Source organism: Pseudomonas sp. RIT-PI-S, from assembly GCF_025642975.1.
Taxonomy (GTDB): domain Bacteria; phylum Pseudomonadota; class Gammaproteobacteria; order Pseudomonadales; family Pseudomonadaceae; genus Aquipseudomonas.
The window spans coordinates 199,837-214,158 of sequence record NZ_JANZKJ010000007.1 but is presented as its reverse complement, the minus strand read 5'-3'; the positions used below and the strand labels follow the sequence as shown (position 1 = coordinate 214,158).

The window sequence follows — 14,322 nt, the reverse complement described above, 5'->3', positions numbered from 1 at the left end:
CCGGCGTAGGCGCTCATGCCCTCACCAACGCAACAACCGCGGCCCCAATGCTGCCCCTGTCACCGTAGGCACCAGCATGCCCAGCAGGTACCACACGCCCCAGAACGGCATGTCCATTTCCGGGCAATGCAGGCAATAGGCAACGGTAGCGGTGGCGCCGGCGAGCAAGCCGCCCGCGGCACCGGCCTGGCGCAGGTGGGTTGGGGCGAGGCCGCGCAGGGCCCAGAACACACCGGCGAAGGTAGGCACGGACAGCAACGTGATGTTCAGGGCACAGGTGTGCCAGGTGTGGCCGAGTACCAACCCAAGCCGCGCATCCGGCGGCGCATTGGCCAGCGCCAAGGCGCCACCCAGCCATACCAGCAGCAGCGGCACGGCCAGCGCCAGCCACACCGCGCCGCCGCGCATGCCCGGCCGTGCCAGGCGGCTGGCGAGCCATAACCCCAGCAGTGCGAGGCTACCGGGCAGCGCCACCTTGGCCCAGAACAGCGGCGTGCGCCCCACCACTGCGATGTCGGCGCGCACGCCGTATAGCGTGGCCATCAGCAGCACAGCACCCAGCCCGCCGGCAACCAGCGCGATCGTAAAGCGCCGACGCAGCGCCAGCCGATCTACCGCGGTGTCGCCAGCGGCCAGCAGGGAGATCAACTCATCGGTGTTCATGGTTTTGCTTTACCTCCAATCATGCCCGCCAAGGCTTTGAGCCCACGGTGGATGCCCACTTTCACCGCCGAACTGGACAGCCCGGTGAGGCGCGCGGTGTCCTCGACCGAGCGGCCTTCGAGCTTCACATGCATGATGGGCAAGCGCTGACGGTCCGGCAGCCGTTGCAATAACAGCCCCAGATCACGGCTGGCCTGGGCCGGCTCATCGTCGCTGAAGGCGAACAGCTCGGTATCTTCATCGTGGTCCAGGGGCTGATGCAGCGCTTCACGGCGGGCGAACGCCCGAAAATGATCGGCCAGCTTGTAGCGCGCAATAGCTTGGACCCAGGCCGTCAGCGGCTGATCGTCGTGGTAGGTGTGGCGGGCGTTATGTACCGCCAGCAGCACTTCCTGCAACAGATCTTCGACCTCGGCGGGCCGCTGTGCCAGGCGTCGGCGCAGGTAGCCGCGAAGGTGCGCGCCCAGGCTGGCAAGGAATTGGCGATAAGCGCCCGCGTCGCCCGCCATGCCGCGCAGCAGCAGCGCTCGCAGCTGCTCTTCACGTGCGTTCAACTGCTCCTGGCTGGTAGTTCGTTGCATGGGCCGCCTTGGTTACACGGAGAATCATTTTCCACGCCGCGCAGTGGCAGCGAGGGCCGCCATTGCCCCAGGAAGGCTGCACACCATAAGGCGCTACGAAATAAATCTCAAAAAATTTGTACTCAGGTGTAACCGGATCGTTGTAGTCGGCGAATTGGTCGATGAGCCGCTGCTGATTCACGAACGGCTACCCCTTATCCCTCTGGAGATCGCACCCATGAAAACTCTCGCTATCGCTACCGCCGCTATCGCCCTGGCCTCACTGGCCGGCGCCGCCATGGCCGACGACATGAACACCAGCAGCGGCGCCGCCATGGAGAAATGCTATGGCGTTGCCATGGCGGGCAAGAACGATTGCAAGGCCGGGGCCGGCACCACCTGCGCCGGTAGTGCCAAGATGGACTACGACGGCATGCACTGGAAGAACGTGCCGGCCGGCACCTGCACCTCGATCAAAACGCCCCACGGCATGGGTTCGCTCAGCCCGATGAAGTCCTGATCGAAGGCGCCGACCATGCATACCTCCAGAACACTCTCGGGCGCGGGGCTTAGCCTCAAGGCGCAGCACTATGCCGACGCTGAGCGCTGCGGCGCCAATGGCCTGTGGTTCGAGGTTCATCCGGAGAACTACATGGTCGGCGGGCCCCGCCTCGCCTGGCTGGAACGGGTAGCGGCGAACCACCCACTATCGTTGCACGGGGTTTCGTTATCCCTGGCGGCCGATGCCGAGCCCGACCAGGCTCACCTGCAACGGCTGCGCGGCTTGATCGAACGCGTGCAGCCGGTGCTGGTGTCCGAACACTTGGCGTGGTCTAGCTGGGGTGATCACTACCACCCCGACCTGCTGCCTTTCCCTCGCAGCCACGAGGCCCTGGCGCGGATCGCGGGTAATATCCAGCGCACCCAGGACGCCCTCGGCCAACGCATCGCCATTGAGAACCCCAGCCACTACCTGCGCCTTGATGACCATGACTGGGATGAAATCGACTTCCTCGCTGAGCTGGCCGGCCGCACTGGCTGTGGTTTGCTGCTCGACGTCAATAACGTGCACGTCAGCGCACATAACCTGGGGTTCAACGCGGCCAGTTACATCGATCGTTTTCCGGCCGCTGCAGTGCTTGAAGTCCACCTCGCCGGGCACAGCCAAGACGACGCTGGCGACCTGCTCATCGACTCCCACGACGCCAACGTCGCCGACCCGGTGTGGGCCTTGTATCGCCGGCTGATCCAGCGTATCGGCCCGCGCCCTACGCTGATCGAGCGCGACGATCGCATTCCCACCTTCGACGTGCTGCTGGCCGAGCGTGAAACCGCCCAGGCCGTGCTCGACCTGGCGAGGGCGCCCACATGACGCTGAGCCTTGGCAAGTTTCAGCAGGCCTTCATCAAGGCGCTCTATCGGCACGAAGCGCCCCAACTGGCGGCACTCACCGCGCAGCCTGGGTTCCAGGTGTATCGCAATACTATTCTGAAAGGCTGTGTCGATGCTCTTTGCGCGAACTTTCCCACCGTCGAGCGGCTGGTCGGCTGCGAATGGCTGGCAGCCGCCGCCAGGGTGCATGCCGATCACACGCCGCCGGCTGACGGCCGGCTGATTTACTATGGCGCAGCATTTGCGGATTTCCTGGAAACCTTCGAACCCGCCCGCCAGATGCCCTACCTGGCCGAGGTGGCGCGCCTGGATTACCTCTGGCTGGAGGCCTTCGCCGCATTCGACGAGCCCAGCCTGGCACTGGCCGAGCTGGCCGGCATGACCGCCGCCGACCTTGCCCGCTGTGGCCTGCGGCCACGCGGCAACGTGCGCTGGCGCTGGTTCGCCGGGCAGCCGATCTACAGCCTGTGGCGCTACAACCGCGAAGCCCTGGTGTTGCCGGACTCGCTGCCCTGGCAGGGTGAAGGTGTGCTGCTGGTAGGCGGTACCGAAGGGGTCGCCTGGCAGCAGCTGGAGCCAGGGGCCTGCGTATTCCTCGATGCCTGCGCTGCCGGCCACGACCTTGCCAGCGCCTCGGCCCTGGCTCTGGCGGCCCAGGCGGACCTGGATTTCAACGTTCTGCTCGGCCGCCTGCTGGCGGCCAGGGTTTTTGCCCCTCTTGCCCTGCCACACTGAGGCCCCCCACTATGGCCACGACCCACTCCAACACCGCCGAGCGCGGCCTGCGCCCACATTGGAACCGCCTGGCCGAACGGCTGCAGCGGCTGATCGGCGACCCCTTGCTCTGCTTGATGGCGCGCGTGGGCATCGCGTCGGTGTTCTTCCTCTCGGGGCGCACCAAGGTGGAGGGGTTGCTGACCATCACCCCCAGCACCTATGAACTGTTCCAAAGCGAATACGCCCTGCCGCTGGTGCCGCCCCATCTGGCCGCGCACCTGGCCACCTATGCCGAACACCTGTTCCCCATACTGCTGGTGCTGGGCCTGTGCACCCGCCTGTCGGCTCTGGCATTGCTGGCCATGACCACGGTGATCGAGGTCTTCGTGTACCCGGACGCCTGGCCAACCCACCTCACCTGGGCCGGGCTACTGCTGTTGCTGATCGCCCGCGGCGGCGGTGCTTGGTCGCTGGACCGGGCCTTGCGGCTGCGCTGACACCACCCCCCACATCACCCGCCTGATTTGCTTGCAAAACCCAGCACGTCCATACAAGCCCCTGCTGAACCCGAACCTTATCGTCGCCTCAGCCTGCTTACGCAAACGGCTAGCGGCGCGCCCCGGCTGTGGGCGCCACGCCTAAACACTCGGCGATCACTCAGGTACAGCGATGACCAACGTTCACTCCAGGCGGCACTTTCTCAAGGCGGGGCTGGTTCTGGTGCCTACCGTGACCGTGGCCGCTCATCATGTATTAGCCCCGCCGGCGAAAGGTGCGGCGTCGGACAACCCAGGCGCCGCCGACGGCAGTGCCTATGCGCCAAGGTTCTTTACCGACGCCGAGTGGGCATTCGTGCAGGCCGCCACCGCGCAATTGATACCCGAGGACGACCTGGGCCCCAGCGCTGCGGACCTGGGCGTTCCGGAGTTCATCGACCGGCAAATGGAAACGCCCTACGCCGAGGGCGCGCTCTGGTACATGCACGGGCCATTCTTGCCGGACCTTGGCCCGGAGCTGGGCTATCAACAGCGCTTCACCCCCCGGGACATCTACCGCTTGGGAATAAAGGGCTGTGATGACTGGTGCCTGAAAACCTACGGCAAGCGCTACCCCCAGCTGGACCCGTCGCTGCAGGTCGTGGTGCTCAAGCGCTTGGATGAAAACAGCGTGCCCATGGACGGCGTGGGTGGGGCGCTGTTCTTCGCCCAGCTGTTAACCAATACGAAGGAAGGGTTTTTCGCCGACCCCCAGTACGGCGGCAATGTAGGCATGGCCGGTTGGAAGATGCTCGGCTTCCCAGGTGCCCAGGCGGATTTCATGGACTGGATCGACCACCCGAACACGCCCTACCCATTGGGGCCAGTGGCCATTGGCGGGCAGCGAGGTGAAGGCCGATGAGCAGCCCGAAAGGCGCACAGGACGTGGTCATCGTCGGCTTCGGCTGGACCGGCGCCATCATGGCCATGGAACTGAGCAAGGCCGGCCTGAATGTGCTGGCGCTCGAACGAGGCCCTGCGCAAGACACGGCGCAGACGGCCACCTACCCCAAGGTCATCGATGAACTGGCCTACAGCGTGCGCGGCAAACTCTTCCAGGCGCTGGCCAAGGAAACGGTCACCATCCGCCACTCACCAACAGGGACCGCGGTCCCCTACCGCCAGCACGGAGCGTTCTTGCTAGGCACCGGCGTGGGGGGCGCGGGTTTTCACTGGAACGGGATGTCCTGGCGGGCGTTCTCGGCCGACTTTCGCTTAAGGTCCCATTACGAAGAGCGCTACGGGAAGAGCTTCATTCCCGCAGACATGACCATCCAGGACTACCCCGTTTCCTACGACGAACTCGAGCCGTACTTTGCCAAGTGGGAAGATGTGGCCGCGGTGTCCGGCAAAGCCGGCGTGCTCAACGGCCAGGTGGTTGCCGGCGGAAACAAATGGGAGGCCTCGCGCAGCAGCGAATACCCCACGCCGCCGCTCAAATCTGTGTACGGCGCGACCTTGTTTGCCGCAGCCGCCGCGCAAGTGGGGCTCAATCCGTTCCCGGTACCGGCGGCCAACGCCTCGCAGCCCTATACCAACCAGTACGGCGTGCGGCTGGGCCCCTGTAACTTCTGCGGGTTCTGCGAAGGCTATGGCTGTTACATGTATTCAAAGGCATCGCCGCAAACCTCCATCTTGCCGGCTCTTCGAAAACAGCCGAACTTCACCCTCAACACCAGCTGCTACGTTACCCAGGTCAATACGGACAGTTCCGGCAGCCAGGCGACTGGCGTTACCTATATCGACCCTCAAGGGCGGGAAGTCTTCCAACCCGCGACCATGGTTATCCTGTGCGCCTTCCAGATGCACAACGTGCGCCTGCTATTGCTGTCGAACATAGGCGCGCCCTATGACCCACTGACGGGTAAAGGCGTAGTGGGTAAAAATTACGCCTACCACATGAACAGCAGCGTCAACGTGCTCCTGCCCAAGGGCACGAACTTGAACCCTTATATAGGGGCCGGCGCTGCGGGTACTGCGGTGGATGACTTCAACGGCGATAACTTCGACCACGGCCCTTATGGCTTCGTGGGCGGCGCCAGCGTTTATCACCTGCGGCCCGGCGGCCGGCCGATACAGCAAACCCGAACCTTCGGCAAGGCGCCTACGTGGGGCGCCGGCTGGAAGCAAAGCCTGGCGGACGCCTACCAGCGGCTGCTGCCGGTGTATGCCCAAGGCTCCGTGATGGCCTACCGGGACGTATACCTGAGCCTGGACCCTACCTATAAAGACGCGTTTGGCTTGCCGTTATTGAGGATGACTTTCGACTGGCACGACAATGAATTCAGGATGATCAAGCACGCCATCGAAGGCGCCGAGAAAATAGGCAAGGCCATTGGCAATACCACGGAGGTGATACTGCGTCAGCCCGGCTCGCACTTCGATACCCGGGCCTATCAAAGTACCCATACCACCGGGGGCGCGATCATGGGCAGTTCCCCGGCCGATAGTGTTGTGAACCGGTACTTGCAAAGTTGGGACGTGCATAACCTCTTTGTAATGGGCGCCTGTGTATTCCCGCAAAACATCGGCTACAACCCCACCGGCCTGGTCGCGGCGCTCACGTATTGGTCCGTCGACCACATCATCAAGCACTACCTGAAAAACCCCGGCCCGTTGGTCCAGGCGTGAGGGCGTTCGGATGAAACCCTATCTCTTGGCGATGAGTTCAATGCTAGCGCTTGGCGCAGTCGACGCAGCCGCCGCGCAGGTCAGCGGGCACGGTGAATACCTGGCACGCGCGGGCGATTGCATCGCATGCCATACCGCACCCGGCGGCCAGCCCTATGCGGGCGGGCTTGGCCTGAAAACGCCGTTGGGGATCCTGTACTCGACCAACATCACGCCAGACCCGCAAACAGGGCTGGGCCAGTACTCGTTCGAGGATTTCGACAACGCGGTCCGGCGTGGGGTACGCAAGGACGGCTCATCCCTCTACCCCGCCATGCCCTTCCCTTCGTATGCCCAGGTCAGTGAGGCGGATATGCGTGATCTGTACGGGTACTTCATGACGGGCGTGACGCCGGTGGCGCACGCCAACCGGTCGCCAGACATCCCCTGGCCACTGTCGATACGCTGGCCGCTGGGCTGGTGGAGCTGGATGTTCGCGCCCAAGCCGGCCGTGGTCGAGGCGCCACCGGCGACCGAACGAGCGGCCCGCGGTGCCTACCTGGTGGAGGGGCTCGGCCATTGCGGTTCGTGCCATACGCCCCGGGCGCTCACGCTCGAGGAAAAGACCCTGGCCGACGACCGCAGCAAGGCCTACCTCTCAGGCGGTGCCCCTATCGACGGCTGGATCGCCAAGGACCTGCGCGGCAGCGCCATGACGGGCTTGGGAAAATGGAGCGAAGCCGACCTGGTGGAGTTTCTTAGAACCGGGAAGAACAACCAGAGCGCCGCGTTCGGAGGGATGAAAGACGTGATTGAAAACAGCCTGCAATACCTGAGCGACGAAGACCTGCACGCTATTGCGCAATACCTCAAATCCCTCAGCCCCGATGAGGCCCCGCTTCACTCGGGCGCCGACGCCCAGGCGAGCACCACAACGGCGGACCTGCACGCCCTGCGGGTTGAAAGTGACGGGGCACGGATATACGCCGATAACTGCATGGCCTGCCACCGAAGCGATGGCAAGGGCTATGAGAAGACATTCCCGGGGCTGTCCGCCAATACCGTACTCAACGACCCTCAGCCTGACTCGGTGATCCGGATCGTGTTGGCGGGCGCTACCGGCACGGCAACCGATGCCGCGCCCACGGCCTATACGATGCCGGCGTTTGCCTGGCGCCTGTCTGACCCTGAGGTCGCGGCGGTTGCAAGCTTCATTCGCAGCGCCTGGGGGAACACTGGCAGCGCGGTCAGCGCAAAGGACGTAGCGCACGTTCGGCACGACCTCTCCAGCGCGGGGCAGTAGCACAAGGCGTCTATCCGGGCCTTTCCATCCCCGTCACAGTGCTGATCGATACGCTTCATCCCAACGGAGCCCCCGATGGAAGTCTTGTTCAATGTTGTGCTGCCTGTATTCGCATTGGTGGGCGCCGGCTGGCTCACGCGAACATACGGGCTGCTCGGCGACGCAGCGGCGTTCGAGCTGAACCGCTTCGTGGTCTATCTGGGCATGCCGGCGCTGCTGTTCCAGGTGATGGCCACGGCCAAATGGGCGGATCTGCACCAGCCGGGTTTCGCCGCGGCGTTCGCCTTCGGCAGCGCGGTGGTGTTCGGCTGCACCGCCTGGCTGCGGCGGTTTCAATCATCCCACTTGGCCGATGCCAGCCTCGATGGCCTCAACAGTGGCTATGCCAACGTAGGCTTCATCGGCTTTCCGCTATGCCTGGCGGCATTTGGACCCGCCAGCCTGCCCCTGGTGACGATCTGCGCCATCATCACCGTGAGCATCCTGTTCGGCATTGCCGTGCTGATGGTCGAGATCGCTCTGCAGCCAGAAGGCAAACTGCTTTCCACCGTCGGTAAGGTGGGCTATTCGCTGCTCAAGAACCCCATGCTGCTGGCGCCCTTGCTCGGGGTGCTTTATGCGGCCTTCGCGCCGCCACTGCCCATGGGGCCAAATCGTTTTCTGACGCTGCTGGCCAATGCCGCAAGCCCCTGCGCACTGGTGTCGCTGGGGGCGTTCATCGCGGAAACGAAATTCGAGATTCAATGGCCGCGGTTGTCGAGCATCGTTGCCCTCAAGCTGGTCGCCCAACCGCTGCTGACCTGGATCGCGGCCACTTACATGTTTGATCTCAACCACGAATCAACCGCCATTGCGGTGGTCGTAGCCGCGCTCCCGACCGGTACTGGCCCATACATGCTGGCGAACCTGTACAGCCGTGACGCCAGTATCACGGCCGGTAGCGTATTGGTCAGCACCGTCGTTTCCATGGGCACCATCGCGCTCTTGGTTTCGGTATTCACTCGGCACTTATCCTAAGCGAGGCGCAGGATGAAAAAGTACACCGTAACAGCCAACGGTATTCGCCAGTTCGTTGTAGAAGAAGGTGACGGCCCGCCCGTGGTGTTGCTGCATGGCTTTCCGGAAACCAACTACGCGTGGCGGTACCAGATTCCCGTGCTTGCCAAGCACTATCGGGTGATAGCGCCAGACCTGCGCGGCTATGGCGAGACGGACAAACCCGCAGCCGGCTACGACAAGCGCAACATGGCCAATGACATTCGCGGGCTGCTCGATGCGCTGAACATCAAAAAGGTGGCGCTGGTCGGCCATGACCGTGGCGCCCGGGTCGCGACCCGTTTCGCCAAGGACCATCCGCACCTCGTCGACCGCCTGGTGGTCATGGATAACGTGCCCACGCGGATCGTTTCTCGCGACCTCGACGCTGCCGTGGCCAAGGCCTACTGGTTCTTCCTGTTCCACCTGGTGCCCGACCTGCCCGAGGCCCTGATCGCCGGCAAGGAAGAAGTGTGGTTGCGGTATTTCTTCTCGGACTGGTGCTACGACCCGACGACCATCACCGGCGAGGCCTTCGACACCTACGTGCGCACCTACAAGGCGCCCGGCGCGGTACGCGGCGCCATGGCGGATTATCGCGCCAACGCGGTGGACGTTGCCCAGGACCAGGAGGACGCGCAGGTGAAGATCGCCTGCCCGGTCATGGCGTTATGGGGCGCGGACTTCCACGCGGTGGGCAAGCTGTTCGACATGGCTAAGGTCTGGGCGGAGATGGCGGAAAACCTCGAAGCGCACCCCATCGAGAACAGCGGCCACCTGCCCCAGGAAGAGCAGCCCGAAGTGGTCAATGAGCTGCTGCTCAAGTTCCTGCAAACCTGGCGCGGCTGAGCCAGCCGACAAGCGAGGCAAGACCATGAAACTATTGCGCGTAGGCGAGGCAGGCAATGAGCGCCCTGCCCTTGTGGATGAACGCGGCGTGCTCCGGGATCTGTCCGGCAGCATGGAGGACCTCACCGCGCTCGAACTTAGCCCGGTGCGGCTGGCGGCGTTAAGCGCGCTTGACCCGGCGCAGCTTCCAGCCCTTAGCGGGGACACTCGTATCGGCCCACCCCTGGCCGATTTCAGAAGAATCATCTGTGTGGGCCTGAACTACGTAGACCACGCGCGCGAAGTTGGCCTGGACCCTCCCGCCGAGCCCACGCTCTTCATCAAGGGCTGCGTGCCCACCGGCGCCTTTGACCCCGTGACGCTACCGCGCGGCTCGGAGAAATCGGATTGGGAGGCCGAGCTGGGCATCGTCATCGGCACCGGGGGGCTGTATATCACCGAGCAACAGGCGGCGGATCACATTGCCGGTTATTGCGTGGTCAATGATCTTTCTGAGCGCGCCTATCAGATGGAGCGCGGCGGGCAATGGACCAAAGGCAAGAGTTTCCCCGGCTTCGCGCCTGTCGGCCCGTGGATAGTGACCTCGGATGAAGCAGGCGACATCGGCAACAAGCCTATCTGGCTATCGGTGAATGGGCGGCGCTATCAGAACAGCAACACCGCCAACCTGATATTCAATGTTCGGCAGATCGTGGCGTATGTGTCCAACTTCTTCGAGCTAGAACCCGGCGACCTTATCGCCACCGGCACCCCGGCCGGGGTTGGGCTTGGGCACAAACCCCCGGTTTTTTTGAAGGATGGCGATGTTATTGAACTTGGTATAGAGGGCTTGGGGGCTCAGCGACAACGCGTTCACGCCTGGCCGAAATAGGGCTGACCGACGCAGGCGGCGTGCTTGAAGGGGCTGCACACTGGACCGACAGCGCGGCGCTGACCGCCACCAGATCCCTGGCCGCCGCCAGGGTATCGCTCAACGCGGCCCTCGCCTGGGCGATATCCGGCACGTCCCGCTCGAGCCAGCGGACCGCGGCCTCAAGGTTACAGGCGACGCTGGTGAGGCGCTCATACAACTGGTGGATCAGCGCCTGAGAGGTGTGCGCCGCCCCGGCAAGCGAAAGGTGGCTGAAGGGCTCGATGCGCAGGAAGTGTGGGGGCTGTGCCTGGAAGTGGGTCATTGGCGTAGTCGTCTCGTCTATGCTTTCGTACGCGACGCTAACCTGCCGGCAAGGGCGGGGTCTTGAATAATCCTGCACGGCTGCATTCGGCGGCCCGGCGGGCTGGGAAGCAAGCCTACTGGCTTGGCCGCGCAACGGGAACGCACCATGGCTGATGATTTCGAAAGCGAAGGCGGCAAGAGCCGCGTGCGCGTCTGGACGATGAAAGACCTTTACGATGCCGAGCTGTTGAAGGGCGCCTATTTCGACCATCGCTACCCCTGGCATTCCCATGAGGAGTTGAGCCTGGGGATCGTGCTGGCCGGTGGAGTTCACCTTCAAACGCGCACCTGCGAAGGGATCGCCAAGCGCGGCAGTTTCGTACTGGTGAACGCCGACGAACTCCATTGCGGCCGGCCCGGCGCGGACGGCTGGCTGTGCCGCACCCTGCATATACACCCCAGCGTGTTTCGCAGCGTGGCGCAGGAAAGCTTTGGCTCGGGGTTGCCGGTGTTTACCAGCCCGGTGATAGAAGACCCCGTGCTCACCAACGCACTGCTCGCCCTTCACCGCCTATCAGAGGTGCCCTGCTCTTCCCTGGAGCGGCAGTCGCGCATTGTCGCCCTGATCGTGCGGTTGCTGACGCACCATGGCCGCCGGCTGGAATTGCCGCTGTCGGGTTATAGCGAATCGGCAGCGGTGGCCCGCGCCCGGGCGTACCTGGATGAAAACCTGGGCGACAAGGTGACGCTCGATGACCTGGCGATCATCGCGGGCATACCGCCGTTCCGGGTGCTGCGTGCGTTTCGCCAGGCGTGGGGCATCACCCCTCACGCGTACCAGTTGCAGGCGCGAGTGCGGCAAGCCCATAAGCTCTTGAAAAGCGGCCTGGCGCTGGCCGAGGCGGCAACTGCCGCGGGTTTTGCCGACCAGCCCCACCTTACCAGGGTGTATAAAACCGTGATGGGCGCGACCCCAGGCCAGTTCAAGGACGACAGGCGCAGGCCCGATGATTCCACTGGGCTGGCGGCCCACTTCGAGCCCATGGAGCAGAGCGCACTGTTGAGGGGTTATTCCACTGACCAACGCCCAGCGTAAAGCCATGCAGGGCCAGGTTGCCCTCGCCCTGCAAACACCCGCCTAGGCTTCACTCAGCCAACGGCGCCAGACCTCAAGCCAGGTGCTGGTCGTGCGCCGGGTCCGTAACGCCAACCAGGCTGACCTCCGCCGGCTGGGCGAAGACCATGTCCCGGTTGTGCAGGTCGTATTCCCAGTCCCCCGTAAGGGCGATCTGGAACTTATGCCCCTGGGCGTCCGCTTCCACGTCCTGAAGGTAGGTGCGGTTCAGTTCGCTGTTGTAGGTCAGCTTGAGCGTAGTGCCCGTACCGTCGCCAAAGCCGGTGTAGCCCAGCGCCGACACATCGATCTTGTCGCTGCCCCGCGCGAAGTTGACGATCAGGTCGGTAAAGCTCTGGGTGGCGGTGCGGTAGCTGTCTTCAGCGGAGGTGTAGAGGAACACATCGTTGTTATCGGGCGAACGGGCATAGATCACCACATTCTGGTCATCGCCACCGTTCAGTTGGTCGGCGCCCGCACCACCGATCAGCACATCGTTGCCGGCGCCGCCGTTGATCCGATCATTGCCAGCCAAGCCACGGATGATCTCCGACATTGCGCTGCCGTTGATCACGTCCCTGCCCGCGGTGCCTTCGACCGTAGGCGCGGTGAACACCAGGTTGGTGCTGTTCAACTGCCCCACCAGGTCGCCGTCCAGGGTCAGTTCGAACCGGTGCCCGGAGGCGTCGGCATCGAAACTCTTGAGGTAGGTGCGGGTGCCGTCGGCGTTGGCCTGCACCGCCAGGGTGCCATGGTGGCCGTCGCCAATACCGGTAAAGCCCAGGGCGGTGAGGTCGATCCGATCCTGGCTGGCGTCGAAATCGAGAATGCGGTCGCTATGGCTTTCGGTGGCGGTGCGGTAGCTGTCGCTTGACTGCGCGAAGCGGAAGATGTCTGCGCCGGCGCCACCGAGCAGCACGTCGCGGCCGCCGTTGCCTTGCAGCACGTCGTCACCGGCCAGGCCATGGAGGATCTCGGCAGAGTCCACGCCCAGCAGGCGGTCTTGGCCGCTGGAGCCATCCAGATGCAGCTTGCCATCCTGGCTGCCGAAGGTGGTATCCAGGCTGCCATCGGCGTTCAAGCGGATGATGCCGAAGTCCGAATTGTTGTTGAGCACGCCTTGGCCAGCCACAAGGATGTGGCCGTCCGGCTGCACCGTGACCGCCAGCGCGTCGTTGGAGCTACCCAACCCGACGGCGACGGGGATGGTCACTTTGCCGTCAGTACCAAAGCTGGTATCCATAGAGCCATCAGCGTTGAGCCGCAGCACGGTGAACGCATCGTAGTCGCCGCCCTCGCCCGCCACGATGATCTTGCCGTCGGCCTGCACGGTGACCGCGGAACGGTAACCCAGGTCCAGGGCCGCGTCGAAGTGGAGCACACCGTTGTCGCCAAAGCGGGTATCCAAGGCGCCGTCGGCGGTCAACCGCTGCAGGCTGTAGACCGGGTCCCCTTGCACATGGATGCCACTGGCCGGGTCGGTGTAGCCGCCTACATAGAGCCAGCTGCCCAGGAGGATGCTGCCGTCCGGCTGCACATTGGTTGAGACGTTGCCGTTTTCGTAGTCGCTACTGGGGTGCAGCGTGATCACGCCATGGTCGCCAAAGCCATTGACCAGGGTGCCATTGGCGTTGACCTTGGCCACCTGGGTTTGCCCTACGGCGCTGCCAGTGAGGTACAGGGTGCCGTCTGCATTGACGGTAATGGCAACGGCTTCCAGGCGAGCGCTGACAGGCAGGGTGATGGTACCGGTGCCACCGAAGCTGGTGTCCCGGGTGCCGTCGAGGTTGAAGCGCTCGACTGTCACGCCACCGGATATGTGGGCTGAAAGCACCTTGCCGTCGGCCTGCACGGCCATGACGTAATCCGAGTCGGTGTCTATCTCCGCCGGCACGATGGCGATGCCGCTCTGGGCGAAGCTGGTGTCCAGGGTGCCATCGGCGTTGAGGCGGACCACTGCATGGTCATCGCGAGTCGCGTAGGTTTCCCCCTCCGACCCGGGGTAGCCGTTGAAGATATGGCTGCTGTAGCCGCCCACGAGGATCTTGCCATCGGCCTGGAGCGTCACGCTGCTAGCCGTTTCGTCGCCACCGGTGAGGTCGACCATTACAGTGCCGGCGCCGGTTCTAACGGTATGGGTGGAGGTGACATTGTTGTCGGTCGTTGCCATGGGTTAATCCTTTAGGGAGGCTGGGAGGCCAGCTCACTGTAGTAGAGGGCTGGGCTTTGCATCCTGATGGACAACTTACGGGCTGATTGTATTGGCAGCGTTACCTGGCTTTGGCGACGAGCGGTGCGCTTTCGCGCGCAAGCGGGTTGCAGGCCAGTCGGGGCCGGCCGATACTGCCGCCGCATTCCCCGAAGAAGGTGCCCGCCAGGAGGACCCA

At 63.9% G+C, this 14,322-nt stretch carries 15 protein-coding genes; 11 read left to right on the top strand and 4 right to left on the bottom strand.

All coding sequences use genetic code 11. From position 1 onward, the window contains the following. Positions 1-21: 21 nt before the first annotated feature. Together OGL93_RS12465 and OGL93_RS12460 are read right to left on the bottom strand one after the other, a co-directional pair. On the bottom strand, positions 22-663 hold the full coding sequence (locus tag OGL93_RS12465; RefSeq protein WP_263262954.1) for a DUF1109 domain-containing protein: 642 nt from the start codon (positions 661-663) through the stop codon (positions 22-24). Next, positions 660-1,244, bottom strand: a complete 585-nt coding sequence (locus OGL93_RS12460; RefSeq protein WP_263262953.1) for a sigma-70 family RNA polymerase sigma factor — start codon at positions 1,242-1,244, stop codon at positions 660-662. The genes OGL93_RS12465 and OGL93_RS12460 overlap by 4 nt, the downstream gene beginning before the upstream one ends. 217 nt (positions 1,245-1,461) lie before the next feature. On the opposite strand from OGL93_RS12460, the gene OGL93_RS12455 reads away from it, so the two are divergent. The 10 genes from OGL93_RS12455 (at position 1,462) to OGL93_RS12410 (ending at position 10,536) form a co-directional block, all read left to right on the top strand. Then, entirely contained in the window at positions 1,462-1,743 is a 282-nt protein-coding gene (locus OGL93_RS12455) for a DUF2282 domain-containing protein (RefSeq protein WP_263262952.1), read from the top strand. A gap of 15 nt (positions 1,744-1,758) precedes the next feature. Next, entirely contained in the window at positions 1,759-2,595 is an 837-nt protein-coding gene (locus OGL93_RS12450) for a DUF692 domain-containing protein (protein ID WP_263262951.1), read from the top strand. Then, positions 2,592-3,350, top strand: coding sequence for a DNA-binding domain-containing protein (locus OGL93_RS12445; protein WP_263262950.1), 759 nt, complete (start codon positions 2,592-2,594; stop codon positions 3,348-3,350). The genes OGL93_RS12450 and OGL93_RS12445 overlap by 4 nt, the downstream gene beginning before the upstream one ends. Positions 3,351-3,361: 11 nt before the next feature. Continuing rightward, a complete protein-coding gene (locus OGL93_RS12440; protein ID WP_263262949.1) occupies positions 3,362-3,829 on the top strand; it encodes a DoxX family protein in 468 nt (155 codons plus the stop codon). A gap of 172 nt (positions 3,830-4,001) precedes the next feature. Continuing rightward, on the top strand, positions 4,002-4,730 hold the full coding sequence (locus OGL93_RS12435) for a gluconate 2-dehydrogenase subunit 3 family protein (protein ID WP_263262948.1): 729 nt from the start codon (positions 4,002-4,004) through the stop codon (positions 4,728-4,730). Further along, complete coding sequence (locus OGL93_RS12430; protein ID WP_263262946.1) at positions 4,727-6,499, top strand: GMC family oxidoreductase; 1,773 nt, start codon at positions 4,727-4,729, stop codon at positions 6,497-6,499. The genes OGL93_RS12435 and OGL93_RS12430 overlap by 4 nt, the downstream gene beginning before the upstream one ends. A 10-nt stretch (positions 6,500-6,509) precedes the next feature. Next, a complete protein-coding gene (locus tag OGL93_RS12425; RefSeq protein ID WP_263262945.1) occupies positions 6,510-7,781 on the top strand; it encodes a cytochrome c in 1,272 nt (423 codons plus the stop codon). Positions 7,782-7,856: 75 nt separating this feature from the next. Next, the gene (locus OGL93_RS12420; RefSeq protein WP_263262944.1) at positions 7,857-8,798 is read left to right on the top strand and encodes an AEC family transporter; all 942 of its coding nucleotides are present in this window, start codon (positions 7,857-7,859) and stop codon (positions 8,796-8,798) included. Between the two features lie 12 nt (positions 8,799-8,810). Beyond that, on the top strand, positions 8,811-9,665 hold the full coding sequence (locus OGL93_RS12415) for an alpha/beta hydrolase (protein ID WP_263262943.1): 855 nt from the start codon (positions 8,811-8,813) through the stop codon (positions 9,663-9,665). Positions 9,666-9,690: 25 nt separating this feature from the next. After that, on the top strand, positions 9,691-10,536 hold the full coding sequence (locus OGL93_RS12410; protein ID WP_263262942.1) for a fumarylacetoacetate hydrolase family protein: 846 nt from the start codon (positions 9,691-9,693) through the stop codon (positions 10,534-10,536). Here OGL93_RS12410 and OGL93_RS12405 read toward each other — a convergent pair. Next, complete coding sequence (locus tag OGL93_RS12405; protein ID WP_263262941.1) at positions 10,472-10,840, bottom strand: hypothetical protein; 369 nt, start codon at positions 10,838-10,840, stop codon at positions 10,472-10,474. The two genes, OGL93_RS12410 and OGL93_RS12405, sit on opposite strands and share 65 nt — an antisense overlap. A gap of 147 nt (positions 10,841-10,987) precedes the next feature. Between OGL93_RS12405 and OGL93_RS12400 the strand changes: the two genes are divergently transcribed. Continuing rightward, positions 10,988-11,917: an AraC family transcriptional regulator gene (locus tag OGL93_RS12400; RefSeq protein WP_263262940.1), complete on the top strand. Its 930-nt coding sequence runs from the start codon at positions 10,988-10,990 to the stop codon at positions 11,915-11,917. A gap of 73 nt (positions 11,918-11,990) precedes the next feature. Here OGL93_RS12400 and OGL93_RS12395 read toward each other — a convergent pair whose 3' ends face one another. Further along, positions 11,991-14,105 (bottom strand): M10 family metallopeptidase C-terminal domain-containing protein, encoded by a 2,115-nt coding sequence (locus tag OGL93_RS12395; RefSeq protein WP_263262939.1) that lies wholly within the window; start codon positions 14,103-14,105, stop codon positions 11,991-11,993. Positions 14,106-14,322: the final 217 nt, after the last annotated feature.

Coding starts and splice junctions, on each gene's coding strand:
- OGL93_RS12465 (WP_263262954.1), bottom strand. CDS start 663: ATGAACACCGATGAGTTGATCTCCCTGCTGGCCGCTGGCGACACCGCG.
- OGL93_RS12460 (WP_263262953.1), bottom strand. CDS start 1,244: ATGCAACGAACTACCAGCCAGGAGCAGTTGAACGCACGTGAAGAGCAG.
- OGL93_RS12455 (WP_263262952.1), top strand. CDS start 1,462: ATGAAAACTCTCGCTATCGCTACCGCCGCTATCGCCCTGGCCTCACTG.
- OGL93_RS12450 (WP_263262951.1), top strand. CDS start 1,759: ATGCATACCTCCAGAACACTCTCGGGCGCGGGGCTTAGCCTCAAGGCG.
- OGL93_RS12445 (WP_263262950.1), top strand. CDS start 2,592: ATGACGCTGAGCCTTGGCAAGTTTCAGCAGGCCTTCATCAAGGCGCTC.
- OGL93_RS12440 (WP_263262949.1), top strand. CDS start 3,362: ATGGCCACGACCCACTCCAACACCGCCGAGCGCGGCCTGCGCCCACAT.
- OGL93_RS12435 (WP_263262948.1), top strand. CDS start 4,002: ATGACCAACGTTCACTCCAGGCGGCACTTTCTCAAGGCGGGGCTGGTT.
- OGL93_RS12430 (WP_263262946.1), top strand. CDS start 4,727: ATGAGCAGCCCGAAAGGCGCACAGGACGTGGTCATCGTCGGCTTCGGC.
- OGL93_RS12425 (WP_263262945.1), top strand. CDS start 6,510: ATGAAACCCTATCTCTTGGCGATGAGTTCAATGCTAGCGCTTGGCGCA.
- OGL93_RS12420 (WP_263262944.1), top strand. CDS start 7,857: ATGGAAGTCTTGTTCAATGTTGTGCTGCCTGTATTCGCATTGGTGGGC.
- OGL93_RS12415 (WP_263262943.1), top strand. CDS start 8,811: ATGAAAAAGTACACCGTAACAGCCAACGGTATTCGCCAGTTCGTTGTA.
- OGL93_RS12410 (WP_263262942.1), top strand. CDS start 9,691: ATGAAACTATTGCGCGTAGGCGAGGCAGGCAATGAGCGCCCTGCCCTT.
- OGL93_RS12405 (WP_263262941.1), bottom strand. CDS start 10,840: ATGACCCACTTCCAGGCACAGCCCCCACACTTCCTGCGCATCGAGCCC.
- OGL93_RS12400 (WP_263262940.1), top strand. CDS start 10,988: ATGGCTGATGATTTCGAAAGCGAAGGCGGCAAGAGCCGCGTGCGCGTC.
- OGL93_RS12395 (WP_263262939.1), bottom strand. CDS start 14,105: ATGGCAACGACCGACAACAATGTCACCTCCACCCATACCGTTAGAACC.